The sequence below is a fragment of the Pedomonas sp. genome (genome assembly GCF_036515995.1).
GTDB lineage: Bacteria > Pseudomonadota > Alphaproteobacteria > Sphingomonadales > Sphingomonadaceae > Pedomonas.
Genome location: NZ_DATBUP010000072.1, coordinates 1 through 21,867, shown reverse-complemented (window position 1 = coordinate 21,867; position 21,867 = coordinate 1). Strand labels below are relative to the sequence as shown.

Here is a 21,867-nt window from a genome sequence, read left to right as displayed (position 1 = left end):
GCCCTCGTCTGCACCTCGCCTCATATCGTGGACGGCGACACCCTGCGCTGCGCCGGTGAGCGGGTGCGGCTCCTGGGCATCGATGCGCCGGAGCTACCCGGCCACTGCCGCAAGGGCCGCCGCTGCGTGCGGGGCGATGCGGCAGCCGCCACCGAGCACCTGCGCCGCCTCACCAAGGGCAAGCGCGTCGTGTGCGAGTGGGACCGGCGCGACCCCTATGGCCGCCCCCTCGCCCGGTGCAGTGCGGGCGGGACTGATCTTTCCTGCGCCATGCTGGCCAGTGGGCATGCAGAGGCGCGGTACAGCAAACTGGAGTGCAATCAATGAATGAGGAACTGATTAAGCAACTGGCGTGGGAAGTGTCGAAAGGCCCGAACAGCGCCGAGGCAGCAGAACGAGCCATCCGCCTTTACCACGCCCGCCACGTCGCGCCACTGGTGGAGGCGGTCGAGGCTTACGGAAAAGCCTTGGATGGTGCGGCCGTCGCCCCGAAGAACAGCTTGGCTTTCATGGGGGCGAACAAGGCCGTTGGTGAAGCCCTCGCGCCGTTCCAGCAGGGTGCCCCTGCCCTCAAGCGCCCCGAGCCGAGCGAGGAAGAGAAAGAGGTAGATGCGTTTCTGGCCGAGGTCCGCGCAGAACTGCTGCGAGCCCGGACCAAGTTCCCCGGCCGCCGGATCATGACCATCGCGCTCGCGGAGGAGTTCGGGGAGCTCGCCAAGGCAATGCTGGACGAGCAGCCAGAAGCAGTGCGCAAGGAGGCCGTTCAAACAGCGGTCATGGCTGCGCGCGTCGCCTTGGATGGCGATGAGAGCGTGGATGACTGGCGGGCAAGCAAGGGCCTCGGTCATGTTGGCCGCGCCACCCTCGCCGCGGCGGGAGGTGAGGCATGATCATTGGCAACTACGTCAAGACCTTCTCTGAGGCAGACATGGGGATGCTAGAGGGCGCGAGCCTCAACGCTCCGTACAAGTTTCACTGGGTTTATCTCGAGGCCATCGACGGGAAGCATATCGTCTGCAATGGGGGCGGCGAGAAGATGCGCCTGCCATTTCGCAATGTGCAGGGTCGCGACTGGGCGGAAGTGGTGGTCCAAGATCCGATCTTTGGGCCGGTCAAATTCAAAGTTGCCCCCTTCCTACGGCGCGACGGCGCTCCGGTTGGCCACGCCGCGGCGGGAGGCGAGTGATGGCCTACACCTATGCAGAGTTCAGCAACGGCGAACTTTACAGCAACAGCGGGCCAGTCTGCCCGCATTGCAAACACGAGCATAGCCCGGATGAGGCATTCTACTTCGACGAGAGCACGGCCGAGATGGAATGCGAGGCGTGCGCCAAGACATTCGCCGTCAGCATCTACACCAGCACATCGTGGACGACCTCACCGAAGGAGCCCGCCCATGACTGACCTCTACAAGATCAAGCCGCTGGTGTGGCGGGAGTACTGCGACCGGGCGTGGCTCGCCGAAACGGCGATCGGACACTTCAACTTACTTTGGTCGGACCCGCGGGGCCAATACCGGCTGATGTTTGCTGGAGAACAAGCACCAATTTGGTGCGGGCCTGACGACATAGATGGGCGCATATTTGCAACCAATTATTTCCGCGAACGCCTCGCCCAGCACTTTGAGCCGGTACCGGGGATGGTTTTAGAGAACCTGCGCCAGATCGCATCCCGCGCAAATGCCGCCCTCGCACAGGTGGGGAAGGCCGATGGGTGAAAAGCGCGAATGGCTGATCTGGTCCATGTACCACAATGCCTGGCACTGCAGATCCAGCGACGGCGGCGCGGCAGGGTATACGTCAAACCTATTGTACGCGGGCCTATTCGATGCCGCGAAGGCCAATGCCTACCACGATGACCCCCGTGAACCGGATGCGCGCGACCGCAAGGTGCACATCTCGGAAGCTGTTAGCCGATTGGAGCGCGAGCGCGAGCGGCTGGCAGAGGAGATGGCGACAGTAGACGAATGGCTGGCGCTGGCGAAGGAAGCAGCCCCAGCCGGGCGGCAGTGAATAGGAGGCGGTGATGGATCTCCAGGCAGGAAGAATCTTATTCACTGCGCTGTTCGTCTTCGGGCTCGTGGCGCCCGCATTCGTAATTGTGAACTGGAGGCGCTGATGCAGGAGCGGCTTATGACCAAGCGATCGGCGGTCAAGTACATCGCCTGCAAAACCTCAAGGGACTTTGACAAGCTGGTGGCCGTCGGTGAACTGCCCCTCCCCGTGCCGACGCCCTTTGGCGAGCGGTGGGACCGGCAGGACCTCGACGCCTATGTTGATGGATTGAAGGGCGCGCGCCGTGCGGATTGGCGCAGCCGGAGCAAGCTCTATGCACCTGAAGCGCATTAAGACGGTCAAGCGCGGGAAGAAGACCTACCACTACTACAAGGGGAAGGACGCCCTGGTGCGCCTCCCCGACCCCGCGACGGATCCGGACGGCTTCATGCGAAAGTATGCCGCCTGCGAGCGGCGGAAGGTCGAGCAGACGAAGCGGCAGGAGACTGGCTCGCTGCGGGCGATGATCTCGCTGTGGAAGCAATCGCCGGATTTCAGGTCGCTGGCTGCCAGCACCCAAAAGACCTACGGCGTCATGATCGACGAGGTCGCCAGCCTGATGGATGGCGCAACCCTGCTCACGATCGAACGCCGCGACGTGCAGTTGATGATGGATAAAAACGCAGCGACGCCAGCGAAGGCCAACCTGATGCTGGCAACGCTCAGTTCCCTCTATCGCTGGGCGATAGGCCGTGACTATGCCAAGGCCAGTCCGACGAAGGCTGTCAAAAACTTCGATGTCGGCGAGCACGAGCCGTGGCCGGAGCCTGTGCTCAAGGCCGCCCTCGAAAGCCCGGACGCCCTCTTCCGGCGGGCAGTGAAGCTGTATCTCTACACCGGCCAGCGGAGCGGCGACTGCTGCGCCATGACATGGGGCGCGATCAGTAACGGCATGATCCGGGTGCGCCAGCAGAAGACAGGGAAGGAACTGTCTATCCCGATCCACCCGGAACTGGCGGCGGAACTGGACGCAACCCCAAGGACGGCCCTTACGATTCTGACGAACCGCGAGGGCACCCCGATGACGCAGCGGACCATGACGAAGTGGGTGGCCGCCTTTGGGCAGAAGCTCGGCACCCACATCGTGCCGCATGGGCTGCGCAAGAACGCGGTCAACGAACTGCTCATCGCCGGGTGCTCCGTGGCCGAAACAGCAGCCATCACCGGGCAGACTTATCAGCTCGTGGAGTACTACGCCCGCCAGATCAATCAGGAGCGCATGGCCCTTCAGGCAATCGAGAAGTGGAACAGGTACGGAACCGGAACGGGAAAACAGTCCGCGAAGGTGGAAAACATCTCGAAATTGCGCAACGAAATCAAATCGTAGCGGGGTCGCGTGCTAAGAGAGTGTTACCGCTCCACTATGAGTTTCAAACCGAATCACGGTTAAGAAACCACTGCGAATCGCATGGAGAGAGCGGAAAAACAGGTGAAGTTGTTAAGAAGGGCAGCGGAAAGAAGGTTGCCTAAAAAAGTACGCGGCTCCGGGAGCGCTTGCGAAAGCGCTCAACCGAAGCCGCGGTCACGAGCCCCCCGTTGCCCGTGATCCCTAATGGTTAGTCGACGCCTCTCATTTGTGCAAGACATGACGTGACGGAGCAATTCTCATGCGAAGTCATGACCTTGAACGCAATATTGCCCCGCTGCCCCATGCCATCTTTAAGTGTCATTAACGAATTGTTGCCTATATCTCCCATGGACTAGGCGCGTTTTAAAGGTCTGCAGGGCAGCAAATATGCAGGTTACAGGAGATCAGTCGGCGAATCGGCGCACGGCCCCCCGGTATTGGGTCCGGAGTCCCTGCGCTCTCTATACGCCCGCTGGCATGCTGCACGGACGCCTGCGGGACATTTCAGCGGCTGGTGCTTTTGTCGAGATCAGGCGTGGACCCAGCCCGGGCACACAGCTGCGCCTCGAGCATCCTACCGCCGGCAGCCTCGAAGGCACGGTTGTTCGCCGAACGGAAGACGGCATCAGCCTGGCCTTTACCCCCGGCGAGGCGAACGTGCTGTTTGCGCTTCACATCATCAGTTCTGAGATCAGCACCGCACGGCGAAGCGACACCGCGGTGGGTTCACTTTGATTTATCACCAGATCAGGGTAACGGACTCTTCGACATGAGTGCTGCAAAGAAACCCGCGAAGATCCCGCTCTCCTTGCGCCTGAAGGCGTGGTGGGAAGGCTATGACGCCGAAGAACTGGCACGGCTGCAACTGAAGAACAGCCCCCCGCCCCCTGAGGCGCGAGCAGCGGCAAAGGAGCCCGTCGCTCCCATCATCACGCCGCTGCAGGGCGAAGCCACCAGCGAGCCCGAGCGTGACCTGCCGGTCGATCCGTGGGACGAGAACCGGATCGATGTCGCCCAGCTCATCTGGGGCCGTGGATTCTGCGGTCCGGGCGGCCCGGAGCACGTCGTCGCCATTTCCAAGCTGCTGACCCTGACGCCCGAGATGAGCATGATGCACCTCGGCGCAGGATTGGGCGGCCCTGCCCGCACGCTGGCTGAAGCCTTCGGCGTCTGGGTGACGGGTTACGAGACCTCCACCTCACTGGTTGCTGCAGGCAGCGAGCTGTCCGCCATGGCCGGCATGGCCAAGAAGGCGCCGCTCGCCTATCTCGACCTGTCGTCGCCCCAGCCGTTCGAGCGCAAGTACGATCGTGTGATGATCGACAGCTTCCTCTCGCTGGTCGAGAACAAGCGGCAGCTCATGGAATTGGTGGAAGAAAGTCTGAAGCCGGACGGGCTCTGCCTCATTACCGACTATTTCCTCGCCAACGACCAGACGCTCGCCCACCCGGCTTACCGGGATTGGGCTGAAGGCGAGCCGCGCAGCCTGACCCTCGTTCGGGTCGAGGAACTGCGCGAGATCCTTCAGAGTTGCGGTTATCACGTCCGCGTCGATGACAACCTGTCCAATGAGTACGTCTCGCTCATCGACCAGACTTGGGCCGGAGCGGACAAGATCGTCGCCGAACTCATGGCACAGCCCGGCCAGAACCAACTGGTCAACGTGGTTTTCAAGGAAGCCGAGCTTTGGGCCCGCCGGGCCAAGCTGCTGCGTGACGGACACATCACCTATCGGCGCATTCTCGCCGCCAAGCGCACGGTCTGATATCCTTAGACCTGCTGCTGATACAGAAGGGGCGCCCGGCCCATTGCCGGACGCCCCTTTCTCGTTTGCGCCGAAAGCCTGCCGATCAGCGTGCGGCTTCCCAGTCTTCCTTACGGTAGCCTTGCGCGAACAGCAGCGCTGATAAATCACCATAGCGAATCGAAGCGCTGGCAGCGGCTTCGGTCTTCGGCTTGGCGTGGAAGGCAACGCCAAGCCCTGCTTCCTCGATCATCGGAATGTCATTCGCGCCGTCGCCCACCGCAAGGCAGTCGCCAAGGCTGAGGCCCCGATTTGCTGCCTCCTCGATCAGCGTCTGGCGCTTCACGGCGGCGGTGATGACCGGCCGGTCCACCTTGCCGGTCAGCTTGCCCTCGGCAATGCCAAGCACGTTAGCCTTGTGCTGGGCAAAGCCCAGCTTGGCCGCCACACGCTCGACGAAGAACGTGAAGCCGCCCGATACGAGAACCGTGTGCGCACCATTTGCTGCCATGGTCTTCACCAGCGCCGCGCCGCCCGGCGTGAAGGTCACGCGCTCGGTGTAGCAGCGCTCCAGCACGGTCTCCTCCAGCTCTTCCAGCAGGGAAACCCGGGCATCCAGCGCGCCTTCGAAATCCAGCTCGCCCCGCATGGCGGCTTCCGTCACGCGCGCCACCTGCTCCTTGACGCCAGCGTAGTCGGCCAGTTCGTCGATGCACTCGATGGTGATCATGGTCGAGTCCATGTCCGCGATCAGCAGCTTGCGGCGGCGGCTCTCTGCCTCCTGCACGATCACGTCGATGCCCTCGCCGGCCAAGGCGTCTTCAACAGCGGCACGGGCCTGCACCCGGCTTAGCCCGCTTGCGAACAGATCGGCGGCCTTTTCCGCCTCAAGCCACTCTTCCGCACTGACCTGCGCGCCAGCGGCTTGCAGGGCGTCTGCCGCCCGGCGCACAATGGCAGAAGTAAGAACCGGCCCTTCCCAGGGCGCGATGAGCGTGGCAACCAACATCGACATGAGCAACCTTTCCCGAAATCCGCTGGTGCTTATTGCCGGACCGACGGCAAGCGGCAAGTCGGCTGTGTCATTATGGCTGGCGGAAAATGCACCCGGCACCGTCATCAATGGCGATGCGCTTCAGCTGTACCGCGATCTCTCGGTACTGACCGCCCGCCCCTCGCCCGAGGATGAAGCCCGCGCGCCCCACCGCCTCTACGGCGTTCTGGACGGCAGCGAGGCCAGCTCTGCCGCCTGGTGGGCCGAATCCGCAACCAGGGAAGTGGAGGCCGCATGGTCGCAGGGCCGCCTGCCCATCGTGACCGGCGGCACCGGGCTGTATCTGCGCACGCTGCTCCATGGCATCGTGCCCGTGCCCGACATTGCGGAGAGCGTTCGCGCCGACGTGCGCGCCCGCATGGAAACGCAAGGCCCTGACGCCTTGCATGCCGAGCTTGCCAGCCTTGATCCTGTCACCGCCGCCCGCCTCGGCCCGCGTGATCGGCAGCGAATCGCTCGCGCGCTGGAAGTGGTGCTGGCCACCGGCACGCCGCTCAGCCAGTTCCAGCAGGAACGGACCGGCGGTCTGGCCGACCGGGAAGACGTCGGGCCGATCATCCGTTGCGTCATCCTTCCCGCGCGTGAGATTCTTTACGAGCGCTGCGACAAACGGCTCGAAAGCATGGTCGCTCTCGGCGCGATCGACGAGGTAAAAAACTTGCTCGCTCGAGACCTTGCTCCAGAGCTGCCCGTCATGAAGGCCGTGGGGGTGCCGGAGTTCGCAGCCTTCCTGGAAAAAGGCATAGAATTACAAGAGGCTGTAGAAACCGCCCAGCAGGCGACGCGCAATTATGCCAAGCGTCAATATACCTGGTTTCGCAACCAGTGTCGGGACTGGCATTTCATCGGCACGCACGATCCAGAAAACCAGAAAAAGAAAATCGCAACAATATTACGAGATGGCGGCTTGACTTTGAAAGTTTTAAACAATACCTAAGCCGACATTGTGCATCGCGGCATATGCTGGGGAAGGTATTCCCTGCGTGCCGCGCATGAAAGTTGCAAGCGCCGCAAACTGCGCGGCACTGAAGGAGTGGAAGCATGAGCAGCGAGCCGATCCCCGGCGCGGAAATCATCGTTCAGGCCCTGACGGACCTGGGCGTAGAGGTCGTGTTCGGATACCCCGGTGGCGCTGTACTTCCCATCTATGACGCGCTTTTCCGGCAGAATCGCATCCGCCACATCCTTGCCCGCCACGAGCAGGGCGCTGTGCATGCGGCGGAAGGCTATGCCCGCTCCACCGGCAAGCCGGGTGTGGTTCTGGTCACGTCCGGTCCGGGCGCGACCAATGCCGTCACCGGCATTACCGATGCGCTGCTGGATTCGATTCCCATCGTCGTGCTGACCGGTCAGGTCGCCACGCACATGATCGGCAACGACGCCTTCCAGGAGTGCGACACGGTCGGCATCACCCGCCACTGCTCGAAGCACAACTATCTGGTGAAGGACGTGAATCGCCTGGGCGACGTCGTCCACGAGGCGTTCTATATCGCCACGAACGGCCGCCCTGGTCCGGTTGTCATCGACATCCCAAAGGATATCCAGATCGCCAAGGCGGCCTACCGCAACCCTGGCAAGATCGAGCACAAGACCTATCGCCCGATCGTCCAGGGCGAGCAGACGGATATCGAGGCCGCGATCGAGTTGATGGCGAACGCCAAGCGCCCGGTGCTCTACACCGGGGGCGGCATCATCAATTCGGGTCCGGAGGCCGCGAACCTGCTGCGCGAGCTTCAGGAACTGACCGGCTTCCCGGTCACCTCCACGCTGATGGGTCTGGGCGCGTTCCCGTCCCAGTCTCCGGCGTTCCTCGGCATGCTGGGCATGCACGGCACCTATGAGGCGAACCTCGCCACCCACGGCGCGGACGTCCTCATCTGCCTCGGCGCGCGCTTCGATGACCGCGTGACCGGTCGTGTCGATCTGTTCTCGCCGGGCTCGAAGAAGATCCACGTCGATATCGACCGCTCGTCCATCAACAAGAACATTCTTGTCGACATCGGCATCGTCGGTGACGTCGGTCGCGTCATGGCCGAGATGATTCGCATCTGGAAGGAGCGGAAGCTCTCTTCCCAGCCGCTGGACGGCTGGTGGAGCCAGATCAACACGTGGCGTGAGCGCAAGTGCCTGGCTTACCGCCAGAGCGGTGACGTGATCCTGCCGCAGCACGCCATTTCGCGCCTGTACGAGGCCACGAAGGACCGGAACCCGATCATCACCACCGAGGTCGGCCAGCATCAGATGTGGGCGGCTCAGTACTTCGGCTTTGAAGATCCGAACAAGTGGCTGACCTCGGGCGGCCTCGGCACCATGGGCTATGGCCTGCCCGCCGCCATTGGCGCGCAGATGGGCAACCCGGATGCGCTGGTCATCGACATTGCAGGTGAAGCTTCGATCCTGATGAACATTCAGGAGATGTCCACCGCCAAGCAGTATCGCCTGCCGGTGAAGATTTTCATCCTGAACAACGAATACATGGGCATGGTCCGCCAGTGGCAGGATCTGACCTATGAAGGCCGCTACTCCGAGAGCTATTCGGAAGCCCTCCCAGACTTCGTGAAGCTGGCCGAGGCCTATGGCTGGACCGGCCTGCGCATCGACAAGGAAGCGGACCTGGACGCCGGCATCAGGCAGATGATCGAGACCCCCGGCCCGGTGATGGTGGACTGCCGCGTCGCCAAGCTGGAAAACTGCTTCCCGATGGTGCCATCGGGCGCGGGCCACAACGAGATGATTCTCGGCCCCGAGCAGGTCTCGGGCGAACTGTCCGAGGAGGCTCAGGCCCTCGTCTAAGCGATCCGGCTCCCGGCCTTGCGCCGGGAGCCCTTCCCCTTCCCCACGGAGCTTGTGGCAGCGCCCTGCACGCGGCGCGCTTGATCCAAGGATGAACCATGTTGCAGCAGACCAGTCAGATTGAACGCCACACCCTCAGCGTCCTCGTCGATAACGAGGCAGGCGTTCTGGCGCGCGTGATCGGCCTTTTCTCCAGCCGCGGCTACAACATCGACAGCCTGACGGTGGCCGAGGTCACGCAGGACCAGTCGATCAGCCGCATCACCATCGTCACCTCCGGCACACCGGTGGTCATCGAACAGATAAAGGCCCAGCTCGAGCGTTTGGTTCCGGTTCACTCCGTGGCCGACCTCACGGTTCAGGGGCCGCACATCGAGCGCGAGATGGCGCTGGTGAAGGTTGTGGGTCAGGGCGAGAAGCGGGTCGAGGCCCTGCGCCTGGCCGACATCTACCGCGCCCGCGTGGTCGATGCCTCCACCCAGAGCTTCGTGTTCGAGATCACCGGCTCGTCCGACAAGGTGAACACGTTCATCGAACTGATGCGGGAACTCGGTCTGGCCGAAGTGGGCCGCACCGGCGTCGTCGCCATTGCGCGCGGCACCACCACCCTGACGACCGCACAGTAACAACAACCACAGATCGCCAGATCTGACAGGCAAACCTCAAAGGGGCCGGGTTCCCCGGGCCGGAAGACAACAGAAGGGACGAACACATGCGCGTCTATTACGATCGCGACGCCGACCTGAACCTGATCACGGGCAAGAAGATTGCCATCCTTGGCTACGGCAGCCAGGGCCACGCTCACGCGCAGAACCTGCGCGACTCCGGCGTGAAGGAAGTCGCGATCGCGCTTCGTCCGGGTTCGGCTTCCGCCAAGAAGGCCGAAGCTGCCGGCTTCAAGGTGCTCAGCAACAAGGACGCCGCCCAGTGGGCCGACATCCTGATGATCCTGGCTCCGGACGAGCATCAGGCCGCCATCTGGGAAAACGACCTGAAGGGCAACATGAAGCCGGGTTCGGCCCTCGCCTTTGCTCACGGTCTGAACATCCACTTCGGCCTCATCGAGCCGCAGGCTGACATCGACGTGATCATGATCGCGCCGAAGGGCCCGGGCCACACCGTGCGTGGCGAGTATGTGAAGGGCGGCGGCGTGCCGTGCCTCATCGCCATCCATCAGGATGCTTCCGGCAACGCTCACGACATCGCTCTGGCCTACGCTTCGGGCGTTGGCGGAGGCCGCTCGGGCATCATCGAGACCAACTTCCGCGAAGAGTGCGAAACCGACCTGTTCGGTGAGCAGGCCGTGCTCTGCGGCGGCGCAACCGCGCTGGTCCAGGCTGGCTTCGAGACGCTGGTGGAAGCCGGCTACGCTCCGGAAATGGCCTACTTCGAGTGCCTCCACGAGCTGAAGCTGATCGTCGACCTGATGTATGAAGGCGGCATCGCCAACATGCGCTACTCGATCTCGAACACCGCCGAGTACGGCGACATCAAGACCGGCCCGCGCATCATCACCGAAGAGACGAAGAAGGAAATGAAGCGCGTACTGGCTGACATCCAGTCTGGCCGCTTCGTGAAGGACTTCGTGCTCGACAACCGCGCCGGCCAGCCCGAGCTGAAGGCCAGCCGCATTGCGGCCAAGCGCCACCAGATCGAGGAAACCGGTGCCAAGCTGCGCGCCATGATGCCGTGGATCAGCGCCAACAAGCTGGTCGACCAGACCAAGAACTAAGGAGCAGCTTTCGAGCAGGGCGTGAGCCCTGCGCTTAAGAAAGTGCGACCAACAAATATTTCTGCACCCCCGACAGGTCAGAAAAACAGCGGGCGCTGTCACTCCAGGGTGGCAGCGCCCGTTGCGTTTGCGGCGCTGCTCTAACCCGCAGAAGACTGGCCTCTGCCGAGGTTCAGGACGCCTGAAGAAGCGTCGGAATTATTGACAAAATATAATGAATATAGTGGGTTAGATGCCGCATAGAGATCACAAGCCTCGGAAATTATAGTCTTTATAAACTAGTCTTAAAATTGGCACCTAAATTGCTTCCATGTGACGCGGAACATGAACCGTCGTTCACAGGAGCACTGCATGCATACGTTGAAGCTTTTTACCGTTGCGTTGCTGGCAAGCGGCATCAGCGGCGCGGCCGTCGCCGCCCCGGTCTTCACAGACATGAACTCGACCACCGCGCTGGGCATGGCCAATGCGCTGCTATCCGCCGGCAGCGGCATCACCATCAATTCCGCCGCTTACAGCGGGGCAGGCAACGCGTCCGGTCTCTTCAACAATGGCAACAGCTCCAATATCGGCATCGATCAGGGTATCGTGCTGTCCAGCGGCTATCTGTCTGAGATGGAATCCAGTTTCAGCGACAACAATGGCAGCGCCGGCAACCCGATGCTGGAGGCCTACAACGGCGGCCTGTCGACCAATAATGCGTCCACGCTCACGATCGAGTTCACGCCGACCGGTAATCAGATGACGTTCTCCTACGTATTCGCCTCCCGCGAATATCCGGACTACGTCAACGGGGACGTGAACGACGTCTTCGCCTTCCTGGTGAACGGAGAGAACCGCGCGCTCATCCCCGGAACCAACACGCCGGTCTCCATCAATACCATCAACTGCGGCGAAGCAGACGGCTCCAATCCCAGCAATTGCAACCTGTTCAGAGACAACCGCGACGGCAATCTCAGCGATCTGGATCTGGGCGGTTTCACAATGGTGTTTGACATCATCGCCAATGTTAACCCGGGCGTCGTCAATACCCTTGTGCTCTCCATCGCTGACTCCGGCGACTCCGTCTTTGACTCCGCCGTTTTCCTGCGGGGTGGGTCGCTCACGGTCTGCGGCGGCCCGAACCAGCCGCCGTGCAATCCGCAAGAGGTCTCCGAACCCGCAATGCTCGGCATTGCAGGCATGGCGCTGCTGACCGTGGGCGGCCTGCGTCGCTCGCGTCGCCGGGCCTAAGGCTGAGAACCGCTTCCGCTTGAGTATCCGATGCGTGCGGGCGGCCTCCGGGCCGCCCTTCTTCTATGCCTGCCCTCGGCTGTCGGAAATACTAACAAGTAAAAAGTACGTATTTGATTTTCATTCTGAAACAACTCTTCCCAAGCCATTCTGGCGAACCGAGTTTTTGACCGTGTAATTTGTTGGCCCTGAAATTGCTTTCTCCCCGGCGACGGATATCCGTCGTCATTCAAGGGGAGCCTTTCAATGAACAAAATAAAAATTGCTGCCGCCCTCCTTCTGGCTGGCTGCATCGGTAGCGCACCTGCCAGTGCCGCCCCGGTCTTTTCCGACCTCAATACCGTGACACCAGAGGATCTGGTTAACTCGCTTCTGTCAGGCGGGAGCGGCATTACCATCAATTCGGTGTCCTATACCGGCGCGAACGAGGCATCCGGCCTGTTCAGCAACGGCAACAGCTCGAACGTCGGCATCAACCAGGGCCTCGTTCTGAGTTCCGGTATCCTTGGCAACATGGCCAGTGACTTCTCGGACGACAACGGAGCTGCCGGCAATCCGCTGCTGGAAGCCTACAACGGCAACCGACCGACCTTTAACGCCTCCACCCTGACCATCGATTTCACGCCGCAGGGCAATCAAATCACCTTCTCTTACGTCTTCGGCTCGCGTGAATATCCAGACTACGTCAATGACGACTACAACGACGCCTTCGCCCTGCTGGTGAACGGTGAAAACCGGGCTCTCATTCCTGGCACTGACACCGCCGTCTCCATCAACACGGTCAACTGCGGGGATGAGAACGGCGACGATCCAACGAACTGCAACCTGTTCCGCGACAATCGGAATGGAAATATCAGCGATCTCGATCTTGGCGGCTTCACCCAGATCTTCAACGTCATCGCCGCCGTAAACCCGGGCGTGGTCAATACTCTGACCCTCGTTATCGGCGACACGCAGGATGACATTCTGGATTCCGTGGTGTTCCTCAGCGGCGGCTCGCTGGCCGTCTGCGGCGGCCCCGACCAGCCTCCCTGCCAGCCCGGCCCCTCGCCTGTTTCCGAACCGGGCATGCTCGGCATTGCAGGCATGGCGCTGCTGGCTATGGGCGGCCTGCGCCGCTCGTGCCGTCGGCGCTGACCAAACCCCTGTTGAAATATCCGGTTCTGCTTAAAGGGCGGGTCAATCCCGCCCTTCCTGTCTATTCCGCTCCAATGAAGCAGCATTACCCCTCGGGCCGCCAACCCGATTAAGCCGTTTAGTTTATAATTGGGAACCCAGCGGCCACCTGCCGGTTAGTTTTACAGTAACCACCAACTGTTGCGGGGGAGGCACAACCCGATCATTGCCTTCCCGTTCAAGTTGTTCTGGAAATTTTCTCAGGAAGGTCATGGCCCGAAATTTGCGTGGCATTCCATGGCGGCAGCTGTGACCAACCAAGAGGAGCCTTCTCATGCGTTTGCTTGGATTTGTGGCTGTCGTATTCTTCTCCGGCGGCATCATCGGCACCGCACACGCCGTCCCCTCTTTCACCGATCTCAACGCCACGACGCCGGAAGCGCTCGTCTCTGACCTGCTGGCAAGCAACTCTGGCATCACCGTCAACTCGGTGCTTTACAATGGTGCGAACATTGCCTCGGGCCTGTTCACCAACGGCAACAGCTCGAACATCGGTTTCGATCGGGGCGTGGCCCTGACGACCGGCGCCGTCGGCTCCCTGGCCACAGACGCGAACGTGAACAACGTTGCCTTGGGCAATCCTATCCTCGAGAATTTCAACGGAGGCTTTCCCACCACCAACGCCTCCACCATGACCATCGAGTTCACGCCGATCGGCAACCAGATCACGTTTTCCTACGTCTTCGCCTCGCGGGAATACCCGGATTTCGTCAACAGCTTCTTCAATGACGTGTTCGTGTTCCTGGTGAACGGCCAAAACCGTGCGCTCGTCCCCAGCACCACCACGCCGGTCGGCATCAACACCGTCAACTGCGGCGACACGTTCGGCAACGACCCCAGCAACTGCGACCTCTTCCGAGACAACCGCAACGGCGACATCAGCGACCTTGATCTCGGTGGGTTCACGCAGGTCTTCGATCTGGTGGCGGATGTCACGCCGGGCGTCATCAACACGCTGGTCCTGTCGATTGGGGATACCTTCGATCCCTTCTTCGACTCTGCCGTGTTTCTTGAGAGCGGCACCTTCAGAAGCTGCGGCCTTGGCCAGCCAGCCTGCGATAACGGCGGCCCGCCACCGGGCGAGGTACCCGAACCCGGCATGATCGGCCTCCTCGGCCTCGGCGCGGTGGCAGTCGTGACCCTGCGACGCAGGCAATCCCGCAGGCCATAAGCCATGAAGGGCAGGCTGCTGTGCGGCTGCCCGCCCTCGCCTGCTCAGGCAGAAACGGCGGACAATTCCGCCCGCACCGCATCCAGCAGCGCCTCGCAGCCCAGCCGGGCGAGGCGGTAGGTTTCCTCGAAGTCGGCTTCCTCGCCGTAGTAAGGGTCAGGCACCGGCTGGCCTTCCATGCCCGGCACGAAATCAAGCAGCAGCTTGATGCTGGCGCTGTGACCGGCGGGCGCCACGGCGCGGATGTCCTTCAGGTTGTCCCGGTCCAGTGCGATGACGAACCGGAAACGCTCGAAATCATTCTGGTGAAGCTGCCGCGCCCGCAGGCCGGTGATATCAACGCCATACTTCCCGGCCATGGCGCAGCTGCGCGGGTCCGGCCCCTTGCCCGTATGCCAGCCCGCGGTGCCCGCAGAGTCGATCTCGATCCTGCCGGACAGCCCCGCCTCGTCCACAAGTTGGCGGAAGATTCCCTCCGCCGTCGGCGAACGGCAGATGTTGCCAAGACACACGAACAGTACCGACGACTTGACCATATCCATACTCCCTTGGTCCGCTTCGCCTTTGGTATATGCCTCAGGCACCCTGCGGACGCGAGGGACGGAAAGCCGCGCCTCGGTGCAAGCCGGTTCGATTCAATGGGAAAAAGGGTCTTAGGCGGCGCGGCGGACGCGCTCGACGATCGTCACGCCGATGCGCTCGCCCAGCAGGACGATTTCGCCTCTGGCGATCAGCTCATCGTTGGCATAGATCCACACGGGATCGTCGTGGCGCGCGTCCAGGTCGATCACCGCGCCACGGCCCATTTTCAAAAGATGCTTGATCGGCATCTTGGTCCGGCCGAGAACGACGGAGATCTCCAGTTTGACCTTGTCAACGGCGCTCATATCCAGTCCTTTGGCCCAAGCCCTATTGGTTCCTTGTCGGCCAGACTGACGCAAGATGGTTAAAGAGATGCTAAGTTCGGACCCATCCGCCCCGGCAGAGGCTGCAAATTCTCCCCTTCTCGAGCCGGAGCTGCGCATCAGCCCCGCTCTGGTGCCCTACCCCGAGGCGCTCGCCACCATGGAGGCCCGCGCCGCCGCCGTTGCCGATGGGCAGGAGCGTGAGCTGATCTGGCTTGTCGAACATCCTCCGCTCTACACCGCGGGCACCAGCGCCAAGTCCGATGATCTGGTGGATGCCGGACGCTTCCCCGTGTTCGAGACCGGACGCGGCGGCCAGTTCACCTATCACGGCCCCGGTCAGCGGGTCGTCTATCCGGTCGTCAATCTCGGCAAGCGCGGGCGTGACATGCGGGCCTACGTCTGCGCCATCGAGAGCTGGATCATCGACACCCTCGCTGACTTCGGCGTGAAGGGCGAACGCCGTCAGGGCCGCGTCGGCGTCTGGGTGGTGCGGGAAGACGGCCGCGAGGAGAAGATCGCCGCCATCGGCGTGCGGGTGCGCCGCTGGGTGACGCTGCACGGCCTGGCGCTCAACGTCGCGCCGGATCTGTCGCATTATGGCGGCATCGTCCCGTGCGGCCTGCCGGAATATGGCGTCACCAGTCTGGCCGCGCTCGGCAAGACCGTCACCATGCAGCAGGTGGACGAAGCCCTGCTCCGCCATCTGCCGAAGTTTCTGGAGCGCTTCACCAACGCCGGCCCCTCCTGCGCCGCGGACGCAGGCTGAACCCTTCAGGCCGACTTGCGGCTGGGCTGGTCGAAGTCCAGCCGCGCCGGCTTGGGTTCGCCGAACAGATACCCCTGACCGTAGCGCAGCCCCAGCGCGCCCAGCCTGACCAGCGTTGCTTCATCCTCGATGCGGGTGGCGATGATCGTGATCCGGTTGCTGGCGAACCGCTCCAGGAACTCCCGGCGATCCACCGCGCACGGCGCATTCAGCAGCATGTCCGCGTCGATCTTGAGATACTGCACGTTCATGTCTGCCATCCACGCCGGATCGAGGCTGTTCAGGCTCGTCACGTGGTCGATGGAGAAGGCGAAGCCAAGGCGGCTCAGGGTCGCCAGATGCTCCCGGCTGGCCGGCGAGACCTTGGTCATGTCGCGCAGGGCGCCTTCCAGAACCACCCGTCCGCTCAGGCCGCCCCGGTGCGCACAGGCAAAATCGACCAGTTCGGGCAGGAAGCCCTGATCTTCCAGCACCTGTCCGGAGATGTTGACGAACAGCTTCACGCCCGGCCGCCTCACGCCCAGCTTGCGCACGAGATTGATGCAGCGGAACAGCAGCAGATTGTCCAGCGCCGACACCAGACCCGAGCGCTCCGCGTCGGCAATGTAGTCGCTGGGCGGAATGACGTTGCCCAGCAGATCGCGCAGGCGGGAGAAGGCTTCGTAATAAACCGCCTTGCGCTCCGGAAGCTGCACGATGGGCTGCAGGTAGAGATCGACCCGGCTTTCCTGCAACGCGCCTTGCAGGACGGAGGTCATGTTGACCTTCGGCGCGGGTGGAATCACCTCCTGTCCGGCAGCCAGAAGCTTCAGGCGCAGGCCGACCAGCCGCTCCACCATATCCCGCAGCACTTCCACTTCGGCTGCAAGTTCGGTGGTTGGCTGGCCGTCACGCCCCTGCATGTCGATCACCAGCCCAGCCATGTCGATTTCCAGCTGCGCAACGCGTTCTGTCAGTTGCGGGCAGCAGTTCATCGCCCTCTCCATACGCTGTTCCATGTCCGTCCAGTACCGATCCACGACGAGAACCAGATAGAGAAGCGTCCCAAGCGCAGCAAAAGCGAAGCCGGTGAGCAGCGCCATGCGGTTGTCGCCTGTCAGATACCAGGCCAACCCCAGACCAAGCAGGAAACTGCCGGAAACAACGCCCACGCCCGTCGCACCCAAACGGATTCCCCGCAATCGCATCAAGTTCTCGTCCTTATGGCTTGCCCGCTTCAATGCCACTCGGCACAGATGCATGAGACTAGTTTATAATGCTTAATTCTTTACTGACGAGGGGCAGCAGCCCCTACCGGCGCAGGCTGCGAAAGCCGGCGCTTCCGGCGGCGGCGCGGCCGGGTCGGGGCTTGCCGAACAGGTAGCCCTGCCCGCACGATACGCCCAGATCCAGCACCTCGGCCACCGTCCTGTCCGTCTCGATGCGGGTGGCGACCAGCGTCACGCCATGCGCCTCGAAGCCGGCGGCCAGCCGAGACTTGGGCACCTGCGTCTCCGCCGCCAGCAGATGCGCCGCGTCCACTTTCACGAACCGCACGTTGAGCGCGGCCAGCTGCGCCGGGTCCAGCGTGCCGATGTCCGTCACATTATCTATGGAGAAGGCGAAGCCCTGTTCGGCCAGCTCCTCCAGATACCCTTCGGACGCCTCCGGCATCCGTGCCAGATCCCGCGCCGAGAATTCGAACACCAGCCGCCCGGCCAGCTCCGGCTGTTGCCTCAGGAAGTCCGCCAGTTCCGGCAGGAAGCTGCCGTCCGCCAGCGAACTGGTGGACATATTGCAGAACAGCTTCACCTCCGGCCGGCGCGGCCCCAGCCGCCGGATCAGGTTGATCGAGCGAAACAGCAGCAGATTGTCCAGCAGCGGCACCAGCCCGGCATCCGGCGCGTCTCCAAGGTCGTCCAGATGATGCCCCGGTGCGAACACCCGGCCCTGTTCATCCCGCAGACGGGAGAAGGCCTCGTAGTACACCACCTTCCGGCTCGGCAGCCGCACGATCGGCTGGAGATAGAGATCCACCCGGCTGTCCTTCAGGGCAGAGCGCAGCAGCGCCGCCACATCGCGCGAGGCGTCGCCCCCCGCCAGCTCCCGGTTTTCCCCAAGCCCGCCGCTCGGGAACCGGCCCTCGCTCGCCAGCCGCTCCATCATCTGCCGCAAGAGGCTCAGCTCGGCTGCCAGCTCTTCCACCTTATTGTTGTGGTGCGCAGTCCCTCCGTTCAGCACGACGGACATGTTTTCTTCCATGCGCATCAGCCGCTCGTTCAGCTCCGGCAGCAGGCGGTCCTGCTCCGCAACCCATGAGACCATGCGCCGCCGCTCTCCGGCCATGTTCAGCACCAGCTGGAACAGCAGGCCAACCCCCACCACCAGCAAACCGATCAGCAGAGCCGTCTTCGCGTCCGCATCCGCCAGCAAGGTTGCGGCCAGCGCAATCAGCCCGCCAACGACGACATAAGCCAGGAACGCGGCGACGATTCTGAAGGGCAATGGGTGCATGTCAGTGATGTTCCGGCTAGAAGACTGGGCTCAGCCGTTGCCGGCCTTCCCGTTCGGCAACGCTCATAAACCATTTTCCGGCAAAAGGCGGCCCTTTCCGCACGCAGCGAACACGGCACGCCAATGGAGAGAACATGTCGGTTGCTTTGATCGTTCTCAGCCTCCTCATAGGCAGTCTGTGCGGCATTCTTGCCGGCCTGTTCGGCGTCGGCGGAGGTGCGGTGATCGTCCCGGCGATGCGGTTCCTGGCCCCGACGCTCGGCCTCTCGCCAGACGTCACCATGCATGCAGCCGTTGCCACCTCGGTCGCGCTGATCGTGCCCACCTCCATCATCTCCGCCCGCTCCCACTACCGGCGCGGCGCGGTGGAGATGTCCGTCCTCAAGGTGTGGGGGCCTGCCATCGGTCTTGGGGCATTTCTGGCCGGTGCCGTCGCTGCCTGGCTTCCCACCAAGGTCCTGGGCATTATCTTCGGCACCGTCATCATCCTCGTTGGCGGGCTGATGGTCCGTGGGCGGCCTGTGCCGGTCATCTCCCCCACCCTGCCGGGCAAACCCGTGCAGGCCGTCATCGCCGGCGTTATCGGCCTGCTGTCGTCGTGGATGGGCATAGGCGGGGGCTCGCTCAGCGTCCCCACCCTCAGCGCCTTTGGCTTGCCGGTCCACCGGGCAGTCGGCACCTCCTCGGCGCTGGGCGCGTGCATCGCCGTTCCGGCCCTTCTGGGGTGGGTTTATTCCGGCTGGGGAGTCGACTCGAGCACGGCTCCCCATTTCGGTTTTATCCAGTTGGTGCCGTTTTGCCTGATGCTGGTCCCCATGATGGCGCTCGCACCGGTCGGCGTGCGGCTCGCTCACGCGCTTCCGGCCCAAAGGCTGCGCAGAATTTTCGGGATTTTTCTGATACTTACGGCCTCAACACTTTTAGCCAAATCATTTTAGTAGAGTTAAGCATTGTCCCTATTGCGTTACGGTCACGCTTGGGATACGGCGGCGCTGCGGCGGAAGATTCCTCCCCACCATGCTGGGCAAAAAAGGCTTGGAAAAATGGCGAGGTAGCAATCATTAAGCCGCTTGTTACGCTGACCAATTGTGGCTAAGGTTCCGCGCGGTTTGGGGACAACACGGGCTAACCAAAACCACTCGTTGACAAATCTAAGGAGTCAAACATGGGTGATCTTCTGCTGAAACTGAAGTCCGCTGCTCTGGTTGCTGGCGCAGCTGTTGCTCTGGCCGCTTGCGGCGGTGGCGAGCAGGCTGCTACCGACGCTGCTGCTGAGCAGACCGAAGCTGCTGCTGACGCTGCTGCTGAGACCGCAGACGCAGTGACCGACGCAGCCATCGACGCTGGCGCAACCGCTGACGCCGCTGCTGACGCTGGCGCAGACGCTGCTGCTGACGCTGCTGCTGCCGTTGAAGGCGCTGCTGACGCGACCGCTGCTGACGCTGCTGCTGCTCCGGCTGACGCCGCTGCTCAGTAAGCTTTCGCAGAGCGAGCTTGAGGAAGGCCGCCCAATCGGGCGGCCTTTCTTTTTTTGACCTCGAACATCAGAACCGTTAGAGCACCCCTCAAATCGGGTAGGACACCCCGTCGCAGACGAGAGCGGCGCCAACAAAAAAACTTGAGTAGCTGTGATTTGATGCAATCATAACGAGAAATACTCTCGTGCATTCTTTCACCGCGGCCCCGCCCCCCGCACAGGCACGCGCCGGCGCAGGCGGGACGCCACACTTGTGTTTCAGGAGAAAATACCAGTGACTCTTGCGGAACTGACCGAGAAGCTGCGCGGCAAGCTCAGCCAGGACGTGGGCGTGCCCAATATCATCAAGCTGGATTTCGGCCCAGACGGCCTGATCCGCTTCGATGGCGTGGCCAGTCCCAACACCATTACCAACGAAGACGGCCCGGCGGACTGCACCATCAAGGTGAAGCTGACGGACCTTCTGGACATCATCGCAGGCCGCAAGAGCGCGCAGGCCGCCTTCATGTTCGGGAAGATTAAGGTGGAAGGCGATATCGGCGTTGCCATGAAGCTCGGCCGCCTGCTCGGCTGAGCCCGCCCCCTTGCGCACATACCGCCGCTGCGGTTTTCATCCTGAGGCGCACGTGCGGCGCGCCCCATCGACCAGCCGGGCACCCGTTTTCAAGGCGATCACGGTGCCGTTTTCCGGCCCGCCCGGCCTGGTCGAACACGGCGCCACTTCCCTTTGCCAGCAGCCGTTTCGGGGCCGTTTTCCGCCTTTTTCGCAATCTGTCTCATTTGGCGTCGTGGGCTCTTGACCAACCCGTGGCCGACGGTAATTCTGCGCTCATGAAGACGATCACTGCATCTATCGTACTGGCGGGGCTGCTTGTCTCCGCTCAGGCTCACGCGAAGGCTGCCCCGCGCAAGCCTTCGGCTCCGGCTGCGAGCAGCGCTTCCACCGCCGAGCTGGAAGCCATCTGGGACATGCGCGCCGCACTGAACGTGGCGGCGCTACAATGCCAGAGCGATCCGATGCTGGCCCTGCCCGATCGTTACAACACCTTCATCCGTCTGCATGAGGACGAGCTGAAGCGGGTTTACAACTCGCTGGTCAGCAAGCGTGGCGGCCAGGCCAAGTTCGACCGCATCAATACGCAGACCTATAACCGTTTCGCGACGATCAAGCAGAAGGTTCTCTTCTGCACCAAGGCTGCCGACATCAGCGTCGAGGCCATGAACGCCGCTCCGAACCAGTTGCTGACCGTGGCCCGGGGGGCTCAGCCCACTTTCACCCAGCTGGTCAACGGCACCCTCATCGCCAGCGCCGCAACCATCCGGCAGTAAACGCAGGCACAGTCTTCACATGTCCGGGGCGCTTCTTCGGGAGCGCCCTTTTTTCGTTACGCCATGTCCTCGCCCGGTCTGATCCAGTCGCCCCTGCCCCGCCTTGCGCCTTCTGCGAGCAAAAGAAAACGCCCGGCAAATCTGCCGGGCGCTCCCTTTGATCGGTCGTCGTAGAGACGGATCGCTTACTGAGCGACCTTGATCTCGACGCGACGGTTCTGCGGCTCACGAACACCGTCAGCGGTGTCGACGAGCGGCTGGCTTTCACCGAAAGCTTCGGTCTTCACCGCATCGCCCGGCAGACCCTTGCTGGTCAGGAATGCCTTGGCAGCAGCAGCGCGGCGCTCGGAGAGCTTCTGGTTGTAGGCGTCCGAACCCGAACGGTCGGTGTGGCCCTGGACCAGAACCTGAACCGGAGTGCCAGCCTTGAAGGCTTCCACGGCCTGGTTCAGAACCTGCTGTGCGTCAGCGGTCAGCTCGGCCTTATCGAATTCGAAGAAGACCATGAACGGACCCGGGACCGGAGCCGGTGCCGGAGCGGGCTCAGGAGCCGGCGGCGGCGGCGGCGGCGGCGGGGGCGGCGGGGGCG

General features: G+C 62.5%; 28 protein-coding genes. 22 read left to right on the top strand and 6 right to left on the bottom strand.

Translation table 11 applies throughout. From position 1 onward, the window contains the following. The 10 genes from VIG90_RS05700 to VIG90_RS05655 all read left to right on the top strand — a co-directional run. Positions 1-327: thermonuclease family protein (locus VIG90_RS05700; protein ID WP_414695467.1), on the top strand; the 327-nt coding region annotated here is incomplete at its 5' end. Beyond that, positions 324-890: a hypothetical protein gene (locus VIG90_RS05695; RefSeq protein ID WP_331592501.1), complete on the top strand. Its 567-nt coding sequence runs from the start codon at positions 324-326 to the stop codon at positions 888-890. The genes VIG90_RS05700 and VIG90_RS05695, both read left to right, overlap by 4 nt. Then, on the top strand, positions 887-1,186 hold the full coding sequence (locus VIG90_RS05690; RefSeq protein WP_331592499.1) for a hypothetical protein: 300 nt from the start codon (positions 887-889) through the stop codon (positions 1,184-1,186). Before VIG90_RS05695 ends, VIG90_RS05690 begins: the two co-directional genes overlap by 4 nt. Then, positions 1,186-1,404 carry a hypothetical protein gene (locus VIG90_RS05685; RefSeq protein ID WP_331592498.1) on the top strand — a complete coding sequence of 73 codons (219 nt, stop codon included), beginning with the start codon at positions 1,186-1,188 and terminating at the stop codon, positions 1,402-1,404. Before VIG90_RS05690 ends, VIG90_RS05685 begins: the two co-directional genes overlap by 1 nt. After that, entirely contained in the window at positions 1,397-1,717 is a 321-nt protein-coding gene (locus tag VIG90_RS05680) for a hypothetical protein (RefSeq protein WP_331592497.1), read from the top strand. Before VIG90_RS05685 ends, VIG90_RS05680 begins: the two co-directional genes overlap by 8 nt. Further along, positions 1,710-2,012, top strand: a complete 303-nt coding sequence (locus VIG90_RS05675) for a hypothetical protein (RefSeq protein WP_331592496.1) — start codon at positions 1,710-1,712, stop codon at positions 2,010-2,012. Before VIG90_RS05680 ends, VIG90_RS05675 begins: the two co-directional genes overlap by 8 nt. A 120-nt stretch (positions 2,013-2,132) precedes the next feature. Next, a complete protein-coding gene (locus VIG90_RS05670; protein WP_331592495.1) occupies positions 2,133-2,348 on the top strand; it encodes a hypothetical protein in 216 nt (71 codons plus the stop codon). Continuing rightward, positions 2,329-3,381: a site-specific integrase gene (locus tag VIG90_RS05665; RefSeq protein ID WP_331592494.1), complete on the top strand. Its 1,053-nt coding sequence runs from the start codon at positions 2,329-2,331 to the stop codon at positions 3,379-3,381. The genes VIG90_RS05670 and VIG90_RS05665 overlap by 20 nt, the downstream gene beginning before the upstream one ends. A 408-nt stretch (positions 3,382-3,789) precedes the next feature. Beyond that, positions 3,790-4,137 (top strand): PilZ domain-containing protein, encoded by a 348-nt coding sequence (locus VIG90_RS05660; RefSeq protein ID WP_331592492.1) that lies wholly within the window; start codon positions 3,790-3,792, stop codon positions 4,135-4,137. Positions 4,138-4,171: 34 nt separating this feature from the next. Then, on the top strand, positions 4,172-5,167 hold the full coding sequence (locus VIG90_RS05655; RefSeq protein ID WP_331592491.1) for a hypothetical protein: 996 nt from the start codon (positions 4,172-4,174) through the stop codon (positions 5,165-5,167). An 85-nt stretch (positions 5,168-5,252) separates the two neighbouring features. Here the strand turns inward: VIG90_RS05655 and serB are convergent, their stop codons facing one another. Then, on the bottom strand, positions 5,253-6,155 hold the full coding sequence (gene serB, locus VIG90_RS05650; RefSeq protein WP_331592502.1) for a phosphoserine phosphatase SerB: 903 nt from the start codon (positions 6,153-6,155) through the stop codon (positions 5,253-5,255). On the opposite strand from serB, the gene miaA reads away from it, so the two are divergent. The 7 genes from miaA to VIG90_RS05615 all read left to right on the top strand — a co-directional run bounded on the left by miaA (position 6,142) and on the right by VIG90_RS05615 (position 14,305). Further along, complete coding sequence (gene miaA / locus VIG90_RS05645) at positions 6,142-7,137, top strand: tRNA (adenosine(37)-N6)-dimethylallyltransferase MiaA (protein ID WP_331592490.1); 996 nt, start codon at positions 6,142-6,144, stop codon at positions 7,135-7,137. The genes serB and miaA overlap by 14 nt on opposite strands. 104 nt (positions 7,138-7,241) lie before the next feature. Then, positions 7,242-8,993, top strand: coding sequence for an acetolactate synthase 3 large subunit (locus tag VIG90_RS05640; RefSeq protein WP_331592488.1), 1,752 nt, complete (start codon positions 7,242-7,244; stop codon positions 8,991-8,993). Between the two features lie 98 nt (positions 8,994-9,091). Then, positions 9,092-9,619, top strand: a complete 528-nt coding sequence (ilvN, locus tag VIG90_RS05635; protein WP_331592487.1) for an acetolactate synthase small subunit — start codon at positions 9,092-9,094, stop codon at positions 9,617-9,619. Between the two features lie 86 nt (positions 9,620-9,705). Further along, positions 9,706-10,725, top strand: coding sequence for a ketol-acid reductoisomerase (gene ilvC, locus VIG90_RS05630; protein ID WP_331592486.1), 1,020 nt, complete (start codon positions 9,706-9,708; stop codon positions 10,723-10,725). Between the two features lie 351 nt (positions 10,726-11,076). Beyond that, complete coding sequence (locus VIG90_RS05625; RefSeq protein ID WP_331592485.1) at positions 11,077-11,958, top strand: choice-of-anchor L domain-containing protein; 882 nt, start codon at positions 11,077-11,079, stop codon at positions 11,956-11,958. A gap of 246 nt (positions 11,959-12,204) precedes the next feature. Next, positions 12,205-13,095 (top strand): choice-of-anchor L domain-containing protein, encoded by an 891-nt coding sequence (locus tag VIG90_RS05620; RefSeq protein WP_331592484.1) that lies wholly within the window; start codon positions 12,205-12,207, stop codon positions 13,093-13,095. Positions 13,096-13,408: 313 nt separating this feature from the next. Further along, positions 13,409-14,305, top strand: a complete 897-nt coding sequence (locus VIG90_RS05615) for a choice-of-anchor L family PEP-CTERM protein (RefSeq protein ID WP_331592483.1) — start codon at positions 13,409-13,411, stop codon at positions 14,303-14,305. A 44-nt stretch (positions 14,306-14,349) separates the two neighbouring features. Here VIG90_RS05615 and VIG90_RS05610 read toward each other — a convergent pair whose 3' ends face one another. Both VIG90_RS05610 and VIG90_RS05605 read right to left on the bottom strand, forming a co-directional pair. Further along, entirely contained in the window at positions 14,350-14,841 is a 492-nt protein-coding gene (locus VIG90_RS05610; RefSeq protein ID WP_331592482.1) for a low molecular weight protein-tyrosine-phosphatase, read from the bottom strand. 117 nt (positions 14,842-14,958) lie between these two features. Beyond that, positions 14,959-15,192 (bottom strand): FliM/FliN family flagellar motor switch protein, encoded by a 234-nt coding sequence (locus VIG90_RS05605; protein ID WP_331592481.1) that lies wholly within the window; start codon positions 15,190-15,192, stop codon positions 14,959-14,961. Between the two features lie 67 nt (positions 15,193-15,259). Here VIG90_RS05605 and lipB point away from each other — a divergent pair, with 67 nt between their 5' ends. After that, the gene (lipB, locus tag VIG90_RS05600) at positions 15,260-15,979 is read left to right on the top strand and encodes a lipoyl(octanoyl) transferase LipB (RefSeq protein ID WP_331592480.1); all 720 of its coding nucleotides are present in this window, start codon (positions 15,260-15,262) and stop codon (positions 15,977-15,979) included. Positions 15,980-15,984: 5 nt separating this feature from the next. On the opposite strand, the gene VIG90_RS05595 is transcribed toward lipB, so the two are convergent. Both VIG90_RS05595 and VIG90_RS05590 read right to left on the bottom strand, forming a co-directional pair. After that, entirely contained in the window at positions 15,985-17,166 is a 1,182-nt protein-coding gene (locus VIG90_RS05595) for an EAL domain-containing protein (protein ID WP_331592479.1), read from the bottom strand. A 103-nt stretch (positions 17,167-17,269) separates the two neighbouring features. Further along, positions 17,270-18,472: an EAL domain-containing protein gene (locus VIG90_RS05590; RefSeq protein ID WP_331592478.1), complete on the bottom strand. Its 1,203-nt coding sequence runs from the start codon at positions 18,470-18,472 to the stop codon at positions 17,270-17,272. A gap of 134 nt (positions 18,473-18,606) precedes the next feature. On the opposite strand from VIG90_RS05590, the gene VIG90_RS05585 reads away from it, so the two are divergent. The 4 genes from VIG90_RS05585 (at position 18,607) to VIG90_RS05570 (ending at position 21,278) form a co-directional block, all read left to right on the top strand. Continuing rightward, entirely contained in the window at positions 18,607-19,410 is an 804-nt protein-coding gene (locus tag VIG90_RS05585; RefSeq protein WP_331592477.1) for a sulfite exporter TauE/SafE family protein, read from the top strand. Positions 19,411-19,637: 227 nt separating this feature from the next. Continuing rightward, positions 19,638-19,949, top strand: coding sequence for a hypothetical protein (locus VIG90_RS05580; protein ID WP_331592476.1), 312 nt, complete (start codon positions 19,638-19,640; stop codon positions 19,947-19,949). A 274-nt stretch (positions 19,950-20,223) separates the two neighbouring features. Beyond that, positions 20,224-20,523: an SCP2 sterol-binding domain-containing protein gene (locus VIG90_RS05575; protein ID WP_331592475.1), complete on the top strand. Its 300-nt coding sequence runs from the start codon at positions 20,224-20,226 to the stop codon at positions 20,521-20,523. Positions 20,524-20,780: 257 nt separating this feature from the next. Continuing rightward, positions 20,781-21,278, top strand: coding sequence for a hypothetical protein (locus VIG90_RS05570; protein WP_331592474.1), 498 nt, complete (start codon positions 20,781-20,783; stop codon positions 21,276-21,278). Between the two features lie 185 nt (positions 21,279-21,463). Here the strand turns inward: VIG90_RS05570 and VIG90_RS05565 are convergent. Further along, on the bottom strand, positions 21,464-21,867 hold a 404-nt coding region (locus tag VIG90_RS05565), incomplete at its 5' end, for an OmpA family protein (protein ID WP_331592473.1).

Excerpts from the sequence above, each read along its gene's own strand:
- VIG90_RS05670 (WP_331592495.1), top strand. The coding sequence starts at position 2,133 with ATGACCAAGCGATCGGCGGTCAAGTACATCGCCTGCAAAACCTCAAGG.
- ilvC (WP_331592486.1), top strand. The coding sequence starts at position 9,706 with ATGCGCGTCTATTACGATCGCGACGCCGACCTGAACCTGATCACGGGC.
- ilvN (WP_331592487.1), top strand. The coding sequence starts at position 9,092 with ATGTTGCAGCAGACCAGTCAGATTGAACGCCACACCCTCAGCGTCCTC.
- VIG90_RS05625 (WP_331592485.1), top strand. The coding sequence starts at position 11,077 with ATGCATACGTTGAAGCTTTTTACCGTTGCGTTGCTGGCAAGCGGCATC.
- VIG90_RS05620 (WP_331592484.1), top strand. The coding sequence starts at position 12,205 with ATGAACAAAATAAAAATTGCTGCCGCCCTCCTTCTGGCTGGCTGCATC.
- VIG90_RS05640 (WP_331592488.1), top strand. The coding sequence starts at position 7,242 with ATGAGCAGCGAGCCGATCCCCGGCGCGGAAATCATCGTTCAGGCCCTG.
- VIG90_RS05590 (WP_331592478.1), bottom strand. The coding sequence starts at position 18,472 with ATGCACCCATTGCCCTTCAGAATCGTCGCCGCGTTCCTGGCTTATGTC.
- VIG90_RS05665 (WP_331592494.1), top strand. The coding sequence starts at position 2,329 with ATGCACCTGAAGCGCATTAAGACGGTCAAGCGCGGGAAGAAGACCTAC.
- VIG90_RS05675 (WP_331592496.1), top strand. The coding sequence starts at position 1,710 with ATGGGTGAAAAGCGCGAATGGCTGATCTGGTCCATGTACCACAATGCC.
- VIG90_RS05585 (WP_331592477.1), top strand. The coding sequence starts at position 18,607 with ATGTCGGTTGCTTTGATCGTTCTCAGCCTCCTCATAGGCAGTCTGTGC.
- VIG90_RS05605 (WP_331592481.1), bottom strand. The coding sequence starts at position 15,192 with ATGAGCGCCGTTGACAAGGTCAAACTGGAGATCTCCGTCGTTCTCGGC.
- VIG90_RS05690 (WP_331592499.1), top strand. The coding sequence starts at position 887 with ATGATCATTGGCAACTACGTCAAGACCTTCTCTGAGGCAGACATGGGG.
- lipB (WP_331592480.1), top strand. The coding sequence starts at position 15,260 with ATGCTAAGTTCGGACCCATCCGCCCCGGCAGAGGCTGCAAATTCTCCC.
- VIG90_RS05660 (WP_331592492.1), top strand. The coding sequence starts at position 3,790 with ATGCAGGTTACAGGAGATCAGTCGGCGAATCGGCGCACGGCCCCCCGG.
- VIG90_RS05595 (WP_331592479.1), bottom strand. The coding sequence starts at position 17,166 with ATGCGATTGCGGGGAATCCGTTTGGGTGCGACGGGCGTGGGCGTTGTT.
- VIG90_RS05615 (WP_331592483.1), top strand. The coding sequence starts at position 13,409 with ATGCGTTTGCTTGGATTTGTGGCTGTCGTATTCTTCTCCGGCGGCATC.
- VIG90_RS05695 (WP_331592501.1), top strand. The coding sequence starts at position 324 with ATGAATGAGGAACTGATTAAGCAACTGGCGTGGGAAGTGTCGAAAGGC.
- VIG90_RS05655 (WP_331592491.1), top strand. The coding sequence starts at position 4,172 with ATGAGTGCTGCAAAGAAACCCGCGAAGATCCCGCTCTCCTTGCGCCTG.
- VIG90_RS05570 (WP_331592474.1), top strand. The coding sequence starts at position 20,781 with ATGAAGACGATCACTGCATCTATCGTACTGGCGGGGCTGCTTGTCTCC.
- VIG90_RS05680 (WP_331592497.1), top strand. The coding sequence starts at position 1,397 with ATGACTGACCTCTACAAGATCAAGCCGCTGGTGTGGCGGGAGTACTGC.
- VIG90_RS05685 (WP_331592498.1), top strand. The coding sequence starts at position 1,186 with ATGGCCTACACCTATGCAGAGTTCAGCAACGGCGAACTTTACAGCAAC.
- serB (WP_331592502.1), bottom strand. The coding sequence starts at position 6,155 with ATGTTGGTTGCCACGCTCATCGCGCCCTGGGAAGGGCCGGTTCTTACT.
- VIG90_RS05610 (WP_331592482.1), bottom strand. The coding sequence starts at position 14,841 with ATGGTCAAGTCGTCGGTACTGTTCGTGTGTCTTGGCAACATCTGCCGT.
- VIG90_RS05580 (WP_331592476.1), top strand. The coding sequence starts at position 19,638 with ATGGGTGATCTTCTGCTGAAACTGAAGTCCGCTGCTCTGGTTGCTGGC.